Source organism: Chitinophaga cymbidii (assembly GCF_007992715.1).
Lineage (GTDB): Bacteria > Bacteroidota > Bacteroidia > Chitinophagales > Chitinophagaceae > Chitinophaga > Chitinophaga cymbidii.
Genome location: NZ_BKAU01000001.1, coordinates 2,080,173 through 2,095,652, shown reverse-complemented (window position 1 = coordinate 2,095,652; position 15,480 = coordinate 2,080,173). Strand labels below are relative to the sequence as shown.

The following is a 15,480-nucleotide window of genomic DNA, read 5'->3' as shown; positions in this document are numbered from 1 at the left end:
ACGTTCGGTTACACCAGTTTCGCGTCCATGGTGATGTTGGTGTTGAGCAGTTTGGAGATGGGGCAGTTAGCGCGCGCATCTTCCGCGAACTCGGCGAATTTTGCGGCATCCAGACCGGGCACGCTGGCGGTTACTTCCAGGTGAATGTTGGGGATCGCGCCATTCTCGAAAGTAACGATGGATTTGGTATCGATGCTGCCGGGGGTGAGGCCCGCGCCGGAGATGATGAAGCTCAGCTTCATGCTGAAGCAACCGGCATGCGCCGCGGCGATCAGCTCTTCCGGATTGGTGCCGGTGCCATTTTCGAACCTGCTGCTGAAGGAATATTGTGTATTATTTAAAACGCCGGTTTCTGTTGAAACGGTGCCTTTTCCTTCTTTGCCGGTACCTTTCCAATTGGCGGATGCGGATCTTTTCATAATGATGCTATTTTATTGGGTGAATGTTAAAATGAGAGGTCTAAAATTAATGAATTATCATCAATGCATGCATAAAAAAACCGGGCGACAAAGCGCCCGGTCTTACCTAAAACCCTAGACATTTCACCTACACTGTTTCAACAAAATCTTCCAGGGGCATTCTCACTTTCTTTGCATGCTGCATACCGTCTTCCGCTGCGCGAAATCCAACCGCCGCAATTACTACCGTTCGCAGGTCCTTTTCCTTCCATTCTGAAATCCCGTCGTATGCAGATGCATCGAATCCTTCCATCACGTTCTCAAATCCAGTCAGCATATCTCTTTCCAGTTGCCGGTACCGGCAATATTATCCATGTCTGTTTATGCCTGTTTAACCATTTGTACCGCCAGTGCAAGACGCACGTCATCACTCAACACGAGTCCGCCTGCTTCTGTGGTGGCTGACCACGTAAGGCCGAAGTCTTTACGGTTGATCTTTCCTTTCAGTTCAAAGCCTGCTTTGGTCTGGCCGTAAGGATCTACCAGGGTGCCGGTGTATTCCACGTCCAGGTCAACGGGACGGGTTACGTCGCGGATGGTGAGGTCGCCGGACAGTACAAAGTTCTCGTCGTCTTTTTTCTTCACGCCGGTGGACTGAAAGCTGATTGTCGGATACTTTGAGGTATCAAAAAAATCGGGGCTTTTCAGGTGCTCGTCGCGTTGGGAGTTCTTGGTGCTGATGCTGTTCACATCTGCTTCGAAGCTGATCTTCGCATCGCTGAAGTCGTCTTTATCGCTGTTCAGCGTAGCGTCGTATCCGGCAAAGTGCCCGGTTACGTTGGTGATCATCAGGTGTTTTACTTTGAATTCGATCTCGCTGTGTGCAGGGTCAATTTTCCAGGTTGCCATTTTTTTAGATTTTTTAAGTTTATGAAATGATAGAGTGGTCTAGTTCAAACGGCCCATCTTGCCGTTGTTGAAATCATCGATGGCGGTGATGATCTCTTCCTTGGTGTTCATCACGAACGGGCCGTATGCGAAGATGGATTCGCGGATCGGTTCGCCGTTCAGCAGCAGCAGGGAAGCATCTTCCAAGGCCGTGATGGTGATCTGTTCCCCGGCCTGTTCGAATACCGCTATTTCCACGCCATTTGCGTCGTGGCTGCCGTTGATGTTCACTTTTCCTTTCATGACTACCAGGCCGGTGTTGTAGCCGTCCGGCAGCTGCAGCTGGATGGTTTTGCCGGCTTTCAGCTGTATGTCGAACAGGTTGAGCGGCGTGAAAGTTTTGGCGGCGCCCGGCTGCCCTTCAAACTCCCCGGCGATCACTCTTACGTAGCTGCCGTCTTCATAACGGACTACGGGAATGTTTTCGTTCAGGAGCGATTGGTAGCGGGGTTTGTCCATTTTATGTGCCCTGGGCAGATTCACCCATAATTGTACCATTTCGAGCGTACCGCCTGTCTTTGTAAACGTTTCGTCGTGTTTCTCTTCATGCACCACGCCGGAGGCGGCAGTCATCCACTGTACGTCACCGGGACCGATACGTCCTGCGTTGCCGCCGGAATCCCGGTGCTGCAAAGCGCCCTGGTAGGCGATGGTAACGGTTTCGAAGCCGCGGTGCGGATGTTCTTCCACGCCCCGGGGCTTGTCAGACGGAGGGAAGTAGCTGGGAGCTGCGTAATCCAGCAGGAAAAAGGGGCTGAGCTGCTTCCCGATCATGCGGTTGCCGTTGGGGAAGAGGTTTTGCACCTTGAATCCGTCGCCCACCATGTGGGCTGCGGCGCCCTTGTAAACATGTGCTACTTTTTTGATGGCTGTCATAATTTGTTTCTCCTTTTTTCTTAATGACAACACAAAATTACATGTTACAACACCTAATTAGAATGGATTGTTTGCTGTTATCGGTGCACTTTTTTTGGGGATGGGTAACTTACACCTTTGCCAGTTCCTTGAACCCTGAAGGCGACTGGTTCGTGTACTTCTTAAAGAACCGGCTGAAGTAATGAGGGTCTTCAAAGCCGAGTTTGTAAGCGATCTCTTTTGCGGTGAGGTCTGTATTATAAAGATAACGCTGCGCTTCGAGGATCACGCGGTTGCGGATGTGCTCCCCTGCCGTGATGCCGGACAGTTGCTTGCTGATCTCGTTCAGCAGCACGGGTTTCACATGCAGCATCGCCGCGTAGTCGGATACGTTCTTCAGCTCCCTGAACTTCTCTTCTATCAGGGATTTGAAGTTCATGAAGATGGCACTGTTGTGCTTCGCATGGTAGTCCGGAACAACCTGCACGGCCTTTTCCGCGTGGCGGGACGCCATGATCAGGAAGTATTGCAGCAGGTTCTGGAATACCACTTCGTAGTTCGGCTGTTTGTCCGCCACTTCCCGGATCATCCGCTGCACCATCCATTCCATCTCTCTTTCATCATTTTCATCCGTAAGATGAATGACAGAACTGAACTCGGCGTTCACGAACAGGCCTTTCCGCACATTCACCATCACGGATTGTTCGCTGGGGCACATCAGCGAATCGTGGAAGGCGATCATATATCCGTCTACCTTTTCGGAAAACTTCATCTGGTGTACCTGTCCCGGTGCGAGAAAGAACAATGTATTGCGTTTCACCACGTGGGTAACGGTATCGATGGTATGGGTGAGCTGGCCTTTTTTGATCCAGAAGATGGTGTAAAAGTCGTGGCGGTGGGGGGCGGACTGATGTTCGAAGAACGGCTCCCCCAGGTTACAGAGGGTAGACACGCTAAAGCCTGTGTCTTCATGTGTGCCATGCGCGTATTCCGGCAGTGACACGATCTCGATATGTTCTTTTTTTTCTGCCATTGTTATCAGGTCATTCTTCAAACACAACGGGTTCTCCTTCCGGTCTTTCGGAAGGGTCCACATACTCAATGATAAAGTTGTTGCGGCCGTCTCCCACCATGATGCTGAGGTATTTGGCCTGCACCAGCTCCAGCATGCCGAGGAACAGGAAGATGGCGTGCACACGGTCTTTACAGTGATCGAATATCTTTTCGAACGCGATCGTTTTTTCCGACCGGGCGAGGTCCATCATATATTCGCGGGAGCCTTCCATGGTGTAGTCATACTTGTACACTACGTGCTGCGGCTTGTTGGTGCGCTCTTTCACGCGCTGCATCACCCTTTCGAAGGTTTTGGTGAGCTTGAAGAGCGTGAGGGTCTGCACTTCGGTGCCTTCGCTGGTCACTTCCCCGATGATGGCGAGTTCCCTGGCGATATTACCGCGTTTGGCCAGCAGCATGCGTTCGGCTTCCTGCTCGGCCAGCTCGGCGGCGGCCTGTTTGTAGCGTTTGTATTCGAGGATCTTGTCCACCAGTTCCTGCCGGGGGTCAATTTCATTGCCGGCTTCGTCCAGCTCCTTGCGCGGCAGCAGCATTTTCGCCTTGATGCGCATGAGGGTGGAGATGAAAAGGATGAATTCGCTGGCCAGTTCAATGTTCAGCGTTTCCATATGGTGAATATATTCCAGGAAGTCTTTCGTCAGGTTGTTGATGGGGATATTGTAGATATCCAGCTCGTCCCGTTCGATAAAGAACAGCAACAGATCGAACGGCCCTTCGAACTGGGGTAGTTTGATCTTGTAAATATCTTGTTCGTTGCTCATAATTAACAATAAAACCTGCCGGAGTGCCCGACAGGTTTATCAAAAATAAGAAAAATCCGTTGAATCAGAATTTAGCCGTCAACCCGACGCCGATGGTCTGCTTGATCTGCAGGCGCGGCCCGAGAACACCGGTTTCTTTGTTCTCGAACACCTTTACATCATCATCATATATCATATCCACGCTCACAACGGCCGAAATCAGCTTGCTGACTTTCAATGTGAGGGCATTCGTCCAGAAAACGTCTACATTCCCGGGATTATGCTTGTAATTCGAGAAAAGCTCCAGCTTGGAACGGTAGTTAATGCTTTTGGTGATATCCTTGTTCCAGGTGGCGGACATATATGCGCCAAACTCGCTTTTTACATGTTTGCCGGTATCTACGCCGTAGGAACCTTTGGCGGACAGGGAGTCATTCATTACAACCACCCAGCGCGCAGTAACGGGGGACACAAACAACGAAAACTCCTTGTTCGGCATAAAGTCTATACCCGGAGATAAAACGATGAATGCCGGGGAAAAGAACTGGGAGATCAGTTCCGGCGTGGTATCCGCAGGATAGAGGTATCCTTTGTCGAACTGCGTGCGCAGGTTGAAAAGTCCGCTCAGATAGAAGTTTTTACCGATCTCGTATCCATATTTGGAGGTCAGATCGATGCGGTCTTCGTTCTTCCGGCTGCCAAGGCTGGTGGTATTCACATAGCCATAAGCGAGATCCAGGTTATTATCCCAGGAGTGCCTTCCTTTTTTATAATTAGCCATGAGATTGATGGTACCGAGCAGGGAGAGGGACAGCTTGTCACCACCTGCAGCCCAGTTGGTTAATGAGCCTTGGTTAAAAGTAAGGCCTAATGTTGCGCCTTTATACCATACCCGGCCGCTGTCTATTTCCTGCTCCTTGAGTTTCTTGGCGGCTTCTTCTCTTAGTTTCTTCATGCTGTCATCCTGTGCCTGTGCCGAATAGAAAGACAGCGCACACAGCGAGAGGAACAAACAGATCTTCTTCATTATACTTGTGGATTAAATGGTGTAATAACTGAACGGTTGGCTGTAGTACAACCAACCGTTTATCGGGTCGTAAAATTAGTTTATTTTTTTCTCAGTTCATCCCTGATTTCCATGAGCAGTTGCTCTTCGGCAGTGGGGCCGGCGGGTGCTGCAGGCTCTTCCGGTTTTTTGAATCTGTTGATGGTCTTTACCAAGAGGAAGATCGCGAAGGCTATGATGATAAATTCAACCAGCGCCTGTATGAACAAGCCATATTTGACTTCAGCGGCGCCTACCTTGATCATCTTTTCCTTGAAATCGATCCCCTGCAGCAAGATGCCTACCAGCGGCATAATGATCGCATCTACGAGGGATTTTACAATGCTTCCGAAAGCCGCTCCGATCACCACACCCACAGCCAGGTCAATTACATTGCCTTTCATGGCGAAGGCTTTAAACTCACTGAAAAAAGACATACGTTACAGGTTTTAATCGTTAAGAAATGTGCTCTGACAAAAATATTATTTTTTTGCTGGTAGCTTCGGATATTTCATCTTCAGCGATTTTAGTGTATCCCTTACCGTTTTAGCGATCAGCCATTCCTTGTACCAGTTCTGGTCTGCCGGAACAATGATCCACGGTATTTTCCCGCAGTGCGAAAAAACATCTTCATATGCTTTCCAGTACAACTTGCGCAGTTTCGCTTCCGCTATATCCTTTTCGTTGTACTTCCACATCTTGCGCGGATCTTCGGTGCGCTCTTTCAGCCTTTTCTGCTGCTCTTCCTGTGAAACGTGCAGGTAAAATTTCAGGATCTGCGTATTGTTATGCGTGACCAGCAGCTTTTCGAAGTCATTGATGGCATCCATCCGCCTGCGGATCGTTTTTTCATCCACCCATTTATGCACTCTTTGCACCAGCACATCTTCGTAATGGGAGCGGTTGAACACCTGTATCATTCCCTTTGCCGGAGCATGCTGATGAATACGCCATAAGAAATCGTGATCGGCTTCCAGTTCCGTCGGCGCCTTGAAAGGCTGCACTTTTACCCCCAGGGGATTGAGCTGCCCGAAAACGTCCCTGATCGCGCCATCCTTTCCGCTGGCGTCCATTCCCTGTAATACAACCAATAAACTGTGTTTATGTTCAGCATACAGCAAATTTTGCAGCTCGTCCAGCTCCTCCAATACCTTCTGCATGGATTCTTTGACGGTTTCTTTGGTTATTTTTTTCGGGGCGGTAGAGGCGATGTTTTGAAGCTTTACAGTAGGCATATGCGTTAGTTATACACTAATTTAAGTAAAATGATGCAGACTGCGGGAAACTGTATATTTGCATCCGTATGGACCATCGCTTGCAGAACTGGGGCATATTTCTCCTGCTTTCCCTTACCTGGGGCAGTTCTTTTATATTGATGAAGCTGGGGCTGGAGGCCTTTACGCCTTATGAAGTGGCGAGCATCCGGCTGATATCCGGGGGGCTGTCTCTCCTGCCTTTCTTTTTCCGGTTCATCCGGCAGACGCCGGTGCGCAAGGTGCCGGTCATCATCCTGTCCGGCCTGCTCGGCAACGGCATCCCCGCTTATCTTTTCTGCATTGCGGAAACGAAGATCGACAGTTCCCTGGCGGGCATGCTGAATTCATTCACGCCGGTGTTCGCGCTATTGTTCGGACTACTGATCTTCCGCGCGCCGGTGACGGGGCGGCAGCTGGGGGGTCTGGCCGTAGGGTTTGTGGGCGTGATCTTCCTGTTCCTGGCCAAAGGGATCAACACCAACGCTTACTGGTATTACGGTTTCTTCGTGGTGCTGGCAACGGCCTGTTACGGGTTGAATATTGTGCTGGTGCATCATTACCTGAAAGGGTTTGCATCGCTGCAGCTGGTGTCTATATCGCTTTTCTTCATGGGGCTTTTTGCTTTGCCGGTACTGCTTTCCGGTAATTTCTTCTCATTGTTCGCCGGGGCGGGAGATAAGCCCTGGATCAGCCTGAGCGCCAGCATGGTGCTGGGTATTATGGGCACGGGGGTTGCATCGATCCTGTTTTACCAGCTGATCCGCTCTGCCGGCGCCATCTTCGCTTCGATGGTGACTTACGGGTTGCCGGTGGTGGCCATCGGATGGGGACTGCTGGCCGGGGAATATGTGACCATGCTGCAGGTGCTTTGCCTGGCGCTGATCATGGGCGGCGTTTATATGGTGAACCGCAAATAAAAAAGACGGGCGCGGGCCCGTCCTTTACGATTATTTTTTGATGGCTTAAATGGCCATGATCTCCTTGTCTTTCTGCGCGCAATGTTTCTCTACCGCGGCGATATATTTGTCCGTCAGCGCCTGCACGTCCGCTTCTGAATCTTTCGCGGAATCTTCGCTCAGTCCGTCTTTCTGCAGTTTTTTGATGGCTTCGATCGCATCGCGGCGGATGTTGCGTATCGCTACCTTGGCATGCTCGCCTTCCGCGTTCACTTTCTTAACGAGTTCCTTGCGGCGCTCTTCTGTCAGCGGGGGCAGGAAGAGGCGGATGATCTGTCCGTCGTTCTGCGGGTTGAGGCCGATATTGGCTGCGATGATCGCGCGTTCGATAGGCTGCAGCATATTCTTTTCCCAGGGCTGAATGGTAAGGGTGCGGGCATCCGCTACGCTGACGTTGGCAACCTGGTTCAGTGCGGTGGGAGCACCATAGTAATCCACCGTAATGCCATCCAGGATAACGGGATTTGCCTTGCCGGCTCTAATTTTGGTGAGCTCCGCTTCCAGGTGGGAAATTGCTTTCTGCATGGAATCTGTCGCATCCTCCAGAATTAAATTTAGATCGTCTTGCATAAGAAATATTACTTGAGTGCTTGCAAACCTACATGAAATCTTTTAATCATCAAAGGATGACTGCTGTTGAAATGAGGAAGCAAAACCGGAGGATCATTTGTCCTGCAGCACGCCTTCGGGGTTCATGCGCAGGATCTTCGGCTTGGTGATGGTTTGCGGAACTTCCACCGGCTCGGCGACCACAACGGTGGCGGCTGCTTTAACGGTTTCTTTCCTTCTCTTCAGCACAAAGAGCACGCTGGTCAGCACAAAGGCGGTGCCGCCAACGAGGGTCAGCAGCCAGGTACTGCCGATATTTTGCAGGGAATAGGCCATCCCTATAAAGCAAATGTTGAATAACACCGCCACCAGCGTGGTCTGACGGTGGCTGAGCCCCAGGGCCAGCATGTAATGGTGAATGTGGTGGCGGTCCGCCGTAAAGGGAGAACGCCCCCTGGACATCCGGATCGCAAACACCCGCAGCGTGTCGAACAAAGGCACGATGAGAATGGCGAATGCAATGGCGGGAACGGCCTGCAACGGCATTTTGCTCGCCGGGTTGCCGGCGATCTCGATGAACTTCACGATCAGCGTGGCATTGACCAGCCCCACCAGCAGTGAGCCCGTGTCGCCCATGAATATCTTCGCGGGAGTGATGTTATAGATCAGGAACGCCGCCAGGCCCGCCGCCATGGAAAAGCCCATTACAGCGTACAGCAGCTCGTTGGAATACAGGAAATAGGCGCCCAGCACAGCGGACACCAGCATGCCGATGCTGCCGGCCAGTCCGTCCACTCCATCGATCAGGTTAAACGCATTGATCACAACGATGAAGGTGAAATAGGTCAGCAGCAGGCTGAAGTGGTAAGGCAGCTGCCCGATGCCGAAGAAGCCGTACATGCTTTGTATCTGGAGGTTGCCGAGATAGATGATCGCGAAAGCGGCTATCAGCTGGCCGATAAGTTTCTTTACGGGTGAAAGTCCTACGATATCGTCCTTCATTCCCACAATGAAAATGATAAAGAAAGCAGCGAGCAGATATTGTAACGGGAATGCCTGTTGCGCGGGGGCACACACAGCAGTCGCCAGCAGGAAGCCGGCGAAGAAGCCCAGACCGCCCAGGGTCGGGATACGGGACTTATGTGATTTGCGCTCGTCCGGCTCGTCATAAAGGTGCTTCAACTCCGCCACTTTGATCAGCACGGGGATAGCAAAGTAGGTTATAACGAAACTCAGGACAGTCGCGATAATTACATTCTCCATACGGGGGGTTGTGATTGCAAAGATATTAATTTCAGTGATATGCGTATCAATAAATTTTAAAAACCATGGTTTTTAACCATCTCTGGTAAAATTTTATCTGACACGATGTAATTCCGGGCAATTTCTTATTACTTTTGCGCTTCTAAAACGCCAATTATCATGCCAGAACTGAAAGATATTGCCTCCCAGATACGGCGGGACATAGTACGGATGGTACATGCAGTGCAAAGCGGGCACCCCGGCGGTTCCCTGGGCTGTACGGATTATTTTACGGCCTTGTATTTCAAGGTAATGCAACATCGTCCGGAGCCGTTTGACATGGATGGTAAAGACCAGGACGTGTTCTTCCTGTCCAACGGCCACATCTCCCCCGTGTTCTACAGCGCACTGGCGCGTTCCGGTTATTTCCCGGTGAAAGAACTGGCCACATTCCGCAAGATCGATTCCCGCCTGCAGGGCCACCCCACCACCCACGAGCATCTGCCCGGCGTACGTGTCGCCAGCGGCTCCCTGGGCCAGGGCATGAGCGTTGCACTGGGAGCGGCGCTTGCCAAGAAACTGAATAAAGACAGCAAGCTGGTGTATTCCCTGCATGGCGACGGAGAGCTGGATGAAGGACAGAACTGGGAAGCCATCATGTTCGCCGCGCATCATAAAGTGGATAACATCATTGCCACCGTGGATTACAACGGTCAGCAGATCGACGGGCCAACCAGCAAGGTTATGGGCCTCGGCGACCTCGGCGCGAAGTTCGAAGCTTTCGGCTGGAAGGTGATGAACATGAACGGCAATGATATGGACGAAGTGGTAGCCACCCTGGAAAAGGCCAAGGGTCTGACCGGCAAGGGGCAACCGATCGTTATTCTCATGAAGACGGAAATGGGCAAGGGCGTGGACTTCATGGAAGGTTCCCACGAATGGCACGGCATCGCTCCGAACGACGAGCAGCTGGCCAAAGCCCTGGCGCAATTGCCGGAAACGCTCGGAGATTATTGATCTGATGATATTACATAACAAGGGGCTGACCATCATCCTGGTCAGCCCCTTGTTTGTTTATGCAACTGCTTGCGTGATACCTCTTTTATCATCCCCTTCCCCTACGTCGCTTTCAGCGTGATCACCTGCTTCGCCGCCCTGCTCGCCGGATACCAGCTCGCCAGCACCCCTATCACCAGGATCGTCACACTCACCAGCACAAAGTCCTGCCAGTGCATCTCCACCGGGAAAGCATCGATCAGAAAAGACCCGCCTCCCAGCTTGATCAGCCCGAAATGCTGCTGTACCAGGCAGATGGCGATCGCGATCGTGAAGCCGAGCACACTGCCCGCGCCGGCGATGATCAGCCCCTCCCCTAAAAATATCCGCTGTATCAGGCTGTCACGGCTGCCCATGGCCTTCAGGATGGTGATATCCTTTTGTTTCTCTATCACGAGCATGGACAGCGAGCCGATCATATTGAACGCCGCGATCACAAGGATGAAGCTGAGGAATACGTACACCACCCATTTTTCCGTTTGCATCACGTTGTAGATGGTGGCGTTCTGCTCTACGCGGGTCTGCACTTTCACGGCATCGCCGAGCAGCGCCTGTATCTTTCGTTTCACCCGCTTCTCGGATGCGTCCGGCTGCAGGGAGATCTCCAGCGATGAAACTTCTCCCGGCCGCAGGTTCATCAGGTTGCGGAGAAACCTGATGTCCGCCAGCACATATTTACTGTCAAATTCCTGCTGGATGGCAAAGGTGCCGGAAGGATAGATCACGCCGCTGTTCAGCGACTGCTCCGGCATGGCGGCATTGAAGGAAATACCGGCGTCGCGCTTCGGCATGTACACGTTCACGGGCACCAGGCTATGCTCCACATCCACGCCCAGGGCGGTTTCAATGCCAATACCAAGCACCGCGCGGTAGCCGTTCTCAGCGCCCAGGTCAAAGTCGCCACGCACGATCTTGTCCTGCACACCCGCCACTTTCATGAACTGATCGTCCACCCCTTTCAGCACGGCGATCGTCTGATCTTCGCCATAACGCAGCACGGCCTTTTCCTCGATGGACTGGGAAAGGTGCGCCACGCCGGGCACGGCGGCGATCTCTTTTAACTGTGCCGCGGTCAGCAATATGGTTTTGCCGGTGGCCGGCACTACTTTAAGCGTTGGATAAAAAGAAGAATAGAGGGATTTCACAAGGCCCGTAAACCCGTTGAAAACGCTCAGCACGGTGATGAGCGCCGCGGTGCCTACGGCAATGGCCACCACGCTTACCCATGCAATGATGTTGATGGCGCTGGTGGATTTGCGGGCGCGAAAGTAACGTAAAGCGAATTGCCAGATCATTGTATCATTGCCGGTTTTTTTCCTCGTTGATCTTTTTGAACAGTTCTTCCATCCGGAACACATGGTCCAGCGTATCATCCAGGAAAAAGACCAGCTCCGGCACACGGCGCAGCTGCTTTGCCACCCGGTTGCCCAGCTCCCGCCTGATCTCTCCCATCTTGTCTTTTATGCGCACAAGCATTTCCTCGGGAGACTTTATCTGGAACATGCTCAGGTAAACCCGCGCCTCCAGCAGGTCCGGCGTCATCTTCACAGATGAAATGGAGATCATGCCGCCTTCTGTAACGTTGAATCCCATGCGGATGAAAATATCGCTCAGCTCCTGCTGTACCAGCTGTCCCACCTGCTTTTGTCTTTTTGTTTCTTGCATTTTTCCCGGTTTAATCATGTACAATGTACCACACATGAATCCGGCCAAAATTAACCAATTTAGCCGGTTATCCGTAAAAGCCCTTTTTGGCGTACTTTTGCGGATCATCAATTCAGAGGAATGAAGACTTTTAAGCGCATGCTCGGGTTCGTCAGGCCCTTGCATCATTATGTACCCGAGTACGTGATCTATGCCATGATCGGGATCATATTCGGATTGATCAACTTTACGATGCTGATCCCCTTGCTACAGGTGCTGTTTGATCCGCCGGAGGCGACCACGGTGACCGTGCTGCCGGAATTTTCCTTTACGATCAGCTACTTCACGGATCTTTTCACTTATTATTTCGAAAAGTTCGCCACGGAGAACGGGAAAATATATGCGTTGGGGTTTGTCTGCATCGTGATCGCTTCCAGTACGCTGATAGCCAACATGGGCCGTTATCTCAGCGTGCGTGTGATGGTACGCCTGCGCATGAACATCCTTGAAAGAATACGGAACCGGCTATACGAACGCATCACTTCGCAGTCGCTTTCCTTCTTCAACCAGCGCCGGAAAGGCGACCTGTTGTCGGTCATGACGAACGACGTATCCGAAGTGGAATATACCATCGCCAACTCCATACAGGTGCTGCTGCGCGATCCCTTCATCATCCTCTTTACATTTTTTGCGCTGTTCTACATCTCCGTCAAGCTCACTTTGTTCACACTCGTTTTCTTCCCCATATCCGGCTTCCTCGTTGCTTACATCTCAAAGCAGCTTCGCAAGAAAGGATATTACAGCCAGGAAATGCTCGGCAAGCTGCTCAACATTTCGGAAGAATCACTCGGCGGCGTGCGCATCATCAAAGGCTTTACCGCGGAAACATACATGCAGCGGAAGTTCGGCGAAGTCACACGTGCATTCACCAAACTCAGTAAAGCAATTTACAACCAGCGTGAAATGGCTTCTCCGGTTTCGGAAGCGCTCGGCGTGATACTCGTGGTAGTGCTGGTGATGGTCGGCGGATACATGATCCTGATGCCGGAGGATAACCAGGGACTGACGGCGGAGCAATTCATTACTTACCTCGGCCTGTATTTCACCATCCTTCAGCCCGCCAAAAATATCTCCAACGCATTTACGTCCATGCAACGCGGCATCGTTGCCGGAGAAAGGATCTTCGCGCTGCTGGACGAGCCGAATGTGATCGAAGACAAAACGGATGCGCAGGCGGTATCGTCTTTCGACAGCAATATCACCTACGATCATCTGTCCTTCAAATACGATCAGCAATATGTGCTGGAAAACATCGACCTCCGCATCGCAAAAGGCACGATGGTAGCGCTGGTCGGCAAAAGCGGCGCGGGAAAATCCACCATGGCCGATCTGCTGCCGCGCTTTTATGATGCAACGGAAGGCAGATTGACGATCGATGGAAAAGATGTGCGCGACCTCAAGCTGAAAGATCTGCGCCAGCTGATGGGCATCGTATCGCAGGAAGCGATCCTGTTTAACGATACGGTGTTCAGCAATATCGCATTCGGACAACAGGAGGCGGACCGTGAAAAGGTCATTGAAGCGGCGAAGATCGCCAATGCGCATGAGTTCATCACGCAGCTGGAAAACGGCTATGACACTTACATTGGCGACCGCGGCAGCAAGCTCAGCGGAGGCCAGCGGCAACGGCTTACCATTGCGCGCGCCATCTTCAAGAACCCACCGATCCTCATTCTCGATGAAGCCACCTCCGCACTGGACACGGAATCTGAAAAGCTCGTGCAGGAGGCGCTGGACAAGCTGATGCAGAACCGCACCACCATCGTGATCGCGCATCGGCTTTCCACCATCCAGCATGCGCATGAAATTATTGTTATGGATAAAGGCAGGATCGTTGAAAGAGGCAAGCATGACGCATTGCTCGCTGCCAACGGCATTTACAAAAAGCTGGTAGAGATGCAGGAGTTTAAATAGTAGAAAAATTTTCACATTATAAAAGCATCTTCTCATTTGCGGGGATGCTTTCATTTTTATTAGTTAGATGGTACTATTTTTGGTACTTTGAGCGTGCCAGAAGGAACCTTATTTGTTCATTTAAAATTGCACCTGTGATTTCTGTAGTTATACCAGTGCTTAACGAAGGCGCCACCATACGCCAGGTCATAAAAACAATCAGGAAAACTTCCCGACCTATCGAGATCATTGTTGTAGATGATAATTCAACAGATAATACCGTAGAGGAAGCAATGAAAGATAAAGTGCGCGTGATCACAAGCAGCCAGCGCGGAAAAGGCATTTCCATGCGGGAAGGAATGATGGCGGCCAAGCATGATATTATTATGTATGTGGACGGAGATATTCTTACCTATCCGGATGGTCTTGTTGAACTGCTGACCGATGATATTGTGAACGACGAAGCGGATTTTGTAAAATCTTTTTTTGAAAGACAGGCGGGAAGGGTCACGCAACTGGTGGCCAAGCCGCTGCTGAGCATTCTCTTTCCGGGGCTCGCCAACTTTCAGCAACCGCTCAGCGGTATGATCGCCGCGCGCAAATCGCTTTTACAAAAAGTTCATTTTGAAAATGATTATGGTGTGGACATTGGTCTGCTGATAGATGTATACCAGCAAAATGCGCGTATAAAGGAAGTGAACATCGGCCGGCTGGAAAATGCGATGCAGACCTGGGAGCAACTCAGTAAGATGTCCCGCGAAGTATCCCGCACCATTCTCCGCAAGGCGGAAAGCATTCCCCTGCAAAACCTGGAAACGCTTGGCAATATCAATATCATCCGCGAGCAAATGGAATATTCCATCCTCGAATCGATCGACAAGCTGGAGAAGATGGTGATCTTTAACCTGGACGAAGCGGTGTTCACACAAAACTATCTTTACCTCGCCGCGGCGGCCTTCGACCAGGAAGAACCATTGATACAGATACTGCAACATTATTCCGATCCGGTTTCCATCCTGGAACGTTCGGCAGCGCTCTTCCAGGGCAGAAACCTGGCGGAGCTGCTGGAAGTGGCGGATAATATTCCATATACGCCAGACATCCGTCACGTGATCCGTGAGCTGAAGAAACGCGGCTATGTCTGCGGGTTCATTACAGACGGTTTTGAATGCGTGGCGCAGCATATGAAGAACAAGCTGGGGGCAGACTTCGCATTTGCCAACCGCCTGCACCTCATCCACAGCGTTGCAACCGGCGAGCTGACCATCCCGGAATATTTCCTGGAAACGGAAGGCAACAGGCTCACCTATGATAAAAGCAATATCCTGAAATACATTTCGGAGAAATATCACATTCCGTCACAGAACATCATCTATGTGGGTAACGGGGAAAGTGACCGCGCTATGTTGCAGGAGGCGGGGATCGGTGTGGCGTACCATCCACAATTTGTGGAAGTGGAATCCCTGGCGGACAAGGTGATCGAGGACCCCTGTATGGCGCCGCTGCTGGATATTGCGCAGGCGAGCCCGGAAAAACAGGGAAAGCGCTGGCCTACCAAACGGCAGGTGCGCAACATCGGGCTGGGAAGCCTGGCGGTAGTGGCTACGGCGGGACTTTTATACCTGGCGGCAAGACAGGTGAGAAAAGCGATGGCGCCTGCTGAGGAAGTGGTATAAAATATTATTTTTCAATTTCGAACGATGCTTTCCGGCTTTTCCCGGGAAGCATTTTTTTTGCCTGTTGCGCAAATAATGTTTGAAAAAG

Annotated in this window: 17 protein-coding genes; 4 read left to right on the top strand and 13 right to left on the bottom strand. The window is 51.4% G+C overall.

The window, feature by feature from the left end:
* Nucleotides 1-8: 8 nt before the first annotated feature.
* The 9 genes from CCY01nite_RS08585 to CCY01nite_RS08545 all read right to left on the bottom strand — a co-directional run bounded on the left by CCY01nite_RS08585 (nucleotide 9) and on the right by CCY01nite_RS08545 (nucleotide 6,295).
* Nucleotides 9-419, bottom strand: coding sequence for an OsmC family protein (locus tag CCY01nite_RS08585; protein ID WP_146859678.1), 411 nt, complete (start codon nucleotides 417-419; stop codon nucleotides 9-11).
* Between the two features lie 127 nt (nucleotides 420-546).
* Nucleotides 547-735 (bottom strand): nitroreductase family protein, encoded by a 189-nt coding sequence (locus CCY01nite_RS08580; protein WP_146859676.1) that lies wholly within the window; start codon nucleotides 733-735, stop codon nucleotides 547-549.
* 44 nt (nucleotides 736-779) lie between these two features.
* Nucleotides 780-1,307, bottom strand: a complete 528-nt coding sequence (locus CCY01nite_RS08575) for a YceI family protein (protein WP_146859675.1) — start codon at nucleotides 1,305-1,307, stop codon at nucleotides 780-782.
* 39 nt (nucleotides 1,308-1,346) lie between these two features.
* Nucleotides 1,347-2,222, bottom strand: coding sequence for a pirin family protein (locus tag CCY01nite_RS08570; protein WP_146859673.1), 876 nt, complete (start codon nucleotides 2,220-2,222; stop codon nucleotides 1,347-1,349).
* 109 nt (nucleotides 2,223-2,331) lie between these two features.
* Nucleotides 2,332-3,234, bottom strand: a complete 903-nt coding sequence (locus CCY01nite_RS08565; protein ID WP_186830971.1) for a helix-turn-helix domain-containing protein — start codon at nucleotides 3,232-3,234, stop codon at nucleotides 2,332-2,334.
* Nucleotides 3,235-3,244: 10 nt separating this feature from the next.
* Nucleotides 3,245-4,036, bottom strand: a complete 792-nt coding sequence (locus CCY01nite_RS08560; RefSeq protein WP_146859669.1) for a segregation and condensation protein A — start codon at nucleotides 4,034-4,036, stop codon at nucleotides 3,245-3,247.
* A gap of 64 nt (nucleotides 4,037-4,100) precedes the next feature.
* Nucleotides 4,101-5,042 (bottom strand): DUF3078 domain-containing protein, encoded by a 942-nt coding sequence (locus CCY01nite_RS08555; RefSeq protein WP_146859667.1) that lies wholly within the window; start codon nucleotides 5,040-5,042, stop codon nucleotides 4,101-4,103.
* 80 nt (nucleotides 5,043-5,122) lie between these two features.
* Nucleotides 5,123-5,497 carry a large-conductance mechanosensitive channel protein MscL gene (mscL, locus tag CCY01nite_RS08550; RefSeq protein WP_146859665.1) on the bottom strand — a complete coding sequence of 125 codons (375 nt, stop codon included), beginning with the start codon at nucleotides 5,495-5,497 and terminating at the stop codon, nucleotides 5,123-5,125.
* A 45-nt stretch (nucleotides 5,498-5,542) separates the two neighbouring features.
* Entirely contained in the window at nucleotides 5,543-6,295 is a 753-nt protein-coding gene (locus CCY01nite_RS08545) for a PPK2 family polyphosphate kinase (protein ID WP_146859663.1), read from the bottom strand.
* Between the two features lie 68 nt (nucleotides 6,296-6,363).
* On the opposite strand from CCY01nite_RS08545, the gene CCY01nite_RS08540 reads away from it, so the two are divergent.
* Nucleotides 6,364-7,233, top strand: coding sequence for a DMT family transporter (locus CCY01nite_RS08540; protein WP_146859661.1), 870 nt, complete (start codon nucleotides 6,364-6,366; stop codon nucleotides 7,231-7,233).
* A 45-nt stretch (nucleotides 7,234-7,278) separates the two neighbouring features.
* Here CCY01nite_RS08540 and frr read toward each other — a convergent pair whose 3' ends face one another.
* Together frr and CCY01nite_RS08530 are read right to left on the bottom strand one after the other, a co-directional pair.
* On the bottom strand, nucleotides 7,279-7,842 hold the full coding sequence (gene frr / locus CCY01nite_RS08535; protein WP_146859659.1) for a ribosome recycling factor: 564 nt from the start codon (nucleotides 7,840-7,842) through the stop codon (nucleotides 7,279-7,281).
* A 93-nt stretch (nucleotides 7,843-7,935) separates the two neighbouring features.
* Entirely contained in the window at nucleotides 7,936-9,084 is a 1,149-nt protein-coding gene (locus CCY01nite_RS08530; RefSeq protein WP_146859657.1) for a glycosyltransferase family 4 protein, read from the bottom strand.
* Between the two features lie 159 nt (nucleotides 9,085-9,243).
* On the opposite strand from CCY01nite_RS08530, the gene CCY01nite_RS08525 reads away from it, so the two are divergent.
* On the top strand, nucleotides 9,244-10,080 hold the full coding sequence (locus CCY01nite_RS08525) for a transketolase (RefSeq protein WP_146859655.1): 837 nt from the start codon (nucleotides 9,244-9,246) through the stop codon (nucleotides 10,078-10,080).
* 101 nt (nucleotides 10,081-10,181) lie between these two features.
* On the opposite strand, the gene CCY01nite_RS08520 is transcribed toward CCY01nite_RS08525, so the two are convergent.
* Both CCY01nite_RS08520 and rbfA read right to left on the bottom strand, forming a co-directional pair.
* On the bottom strand, nucleotides 10,182-11,414 hold the full coding sequence (locus CCY01nite_RS08520) for an FtsX-like permease family protein (RefSeq protein WP_146859653.1): 1,233 nt from the start codon (nucleotides 11,412-11,414) through the stop codon (nucleotides 10,182-10,184).
* A 4-nt stretch (nucleotides 11,415-11,418) separates the two neighbouring features.
* A complete protein-coding gene (rbfA, locus tag CCY01nite_RS08515; protein WP_146859651.1) occupies nucleotides 11,419-11,784 on the bottom strand; it encodes a 30S ribosome-binding factor RbfA in 366 nt (121 codons plus the stop codon).
* 120 nt (nucleotides 11,785-11,904) lie between these two features.
* Here rbfA and CCY01nite_RS08510 point away from each other — a divergent pair, with 120 nt between their 5' ends.
* Together CCY01nite_RS08510 and CCY01nite_RS08505 are read left to right on the top strand one after the other, a co-directional pair.
* Nucleotides 11,905-13,737, top strand: coding sequence for an ABC transporter ATP-binding protein (locus CCY01nite_RS08510; protein WP_146859649.1), 1,833 nt, complete (start codon nucleotides 11,905-11,907; stop codon nucleotides 13,735-13,737).
* Nucleotides 13,738-13,871: 134 nt separating this feature from the next.
* A complete protein-coding gene (locus tag CCY01nite_RS08505) occupies nucleotides 13,872-15,392 on the top strand; it encodes a glycosyltransferase (protein WP_186830970.1) in 1,521 nt (506 codons plus the stop codon).
* The last annotated feature ends 88 nt before the right edge of the window (nucleotides 15,393-15,480 follow it).

Bases quoted from the DNA above. Each gene is read 5' to 3' on its own strand.
- CCY01nite_RS08585 (WP_146859678.1), bottom strand. From the start codon at position 419: ATGAAAAGATCCGCATCCGCCAATTGGAAAGGTACCGGCAAAGAAGGA.
- CCY01nite_RS08580 (WP_146859676.1), bottom strand. From the start codon at position 735: ATGCTGACTGGATTTGAGAACGTGATGGAAGGATTCGATGCATCTGCA.
- CCY01nite_RS08575 (WP_146859675.1), bottom strand. From the start codon at position 1,307: ATGGCAACCTGGAAAATTGACCCTGCACACAGCGAGATCGAATTCAAA.
- CCY01nite_RS08570 (WP_146859673.1), bottom strand. From the start codon at position 2,222: ATGACAGCCATCAAAAAAGTAGCACATGTTTACAAGGGCGCCGCAGCC.
- CCY01nite_RS08565 (WP_186830971.1), bottom strand. From the start codon at position 3,234: ATGGCAGAAAAAAAAGAACATATCGAGATCGTGTCACTGCCGGAATAC.
- CCY01nite_RS08560 (WP_146859669.1), bottom strand. From the start codon at position 4,036: ATGAGCAACGAACAAGATATTTACAAGATCAAACTACCCCAGTTCGAA.
- CCY01nite_RS08555 (WP_146859667.1), bottom strand. From the start codon at position 5,042: ATGAAGAAGATCTGTTTGTTCCTCTCGCTGTGTGCGCTGTCTTTCTAT.
- mscL (WP_146859665.1), bottom strand. From the start codon at position 5,497: ATGTCTTTTTTCAGTGAGTTTAAAGCCTTCGCCATGAAAGGCAATGTA.
- CCY01nite_RS08545 (WP_146859663.1), bottom strand. From the start codon at position 6,295: ATGCCTACTGTAAAGCTTCAAAACATCGCCTCTACCGCCCCGAAAAAA.
- CCY01nite_RS08540 (WP_146859661.1), top strand. From the start codon at position 6,364: ATGGACCATCGCTTGCAGAACTGGGGCATATTTCTCCTGCTTTCCCTT.
- frr (WP_146859659.1), bottom strand. From the start codon at position 7,842: ATGCAAGACGATCTAAATTTAATTCTGGAGGATGCGACAGATTCCATG.
- CCY01nite_RS08530 (WP_146859657.1), bottom strand. From the start codon at position 9,084: ATGGAGAATGTAATTATCGCGACTGTCCTGAGTTTCGTTATAACCTAC.
- CCY01nite_RS08525 (WP_146859655.1), top strand. From the start codon at position 9,244: ATGCCAGAACTGAAAGATATTGCCTCCCAGATACGGCGGGACATAGTA.
- CCY01nite_RS08520 (WP_146859653.1), bottom strand. From the start codon at position 11,414: ATGATCTGGCAATTCGCTTTACGTTACTTTCGCGCCCGCAAATCCACC.
- rbfA (WP_146859651.1), bottom strand. From the start codon at position 11,784: ATGCAAGAAACAAAAAGACAAAAGCAGGTGGGACAGCTGGTACAGCAG.
- CCY01nite_RS08510 (WP_146859649.1), top strand. From the start codon at position 11,905: ATGAAGACTTTTAAGCGCATGCTCGGGTTCGTCAGGCCCTTGCATCAT.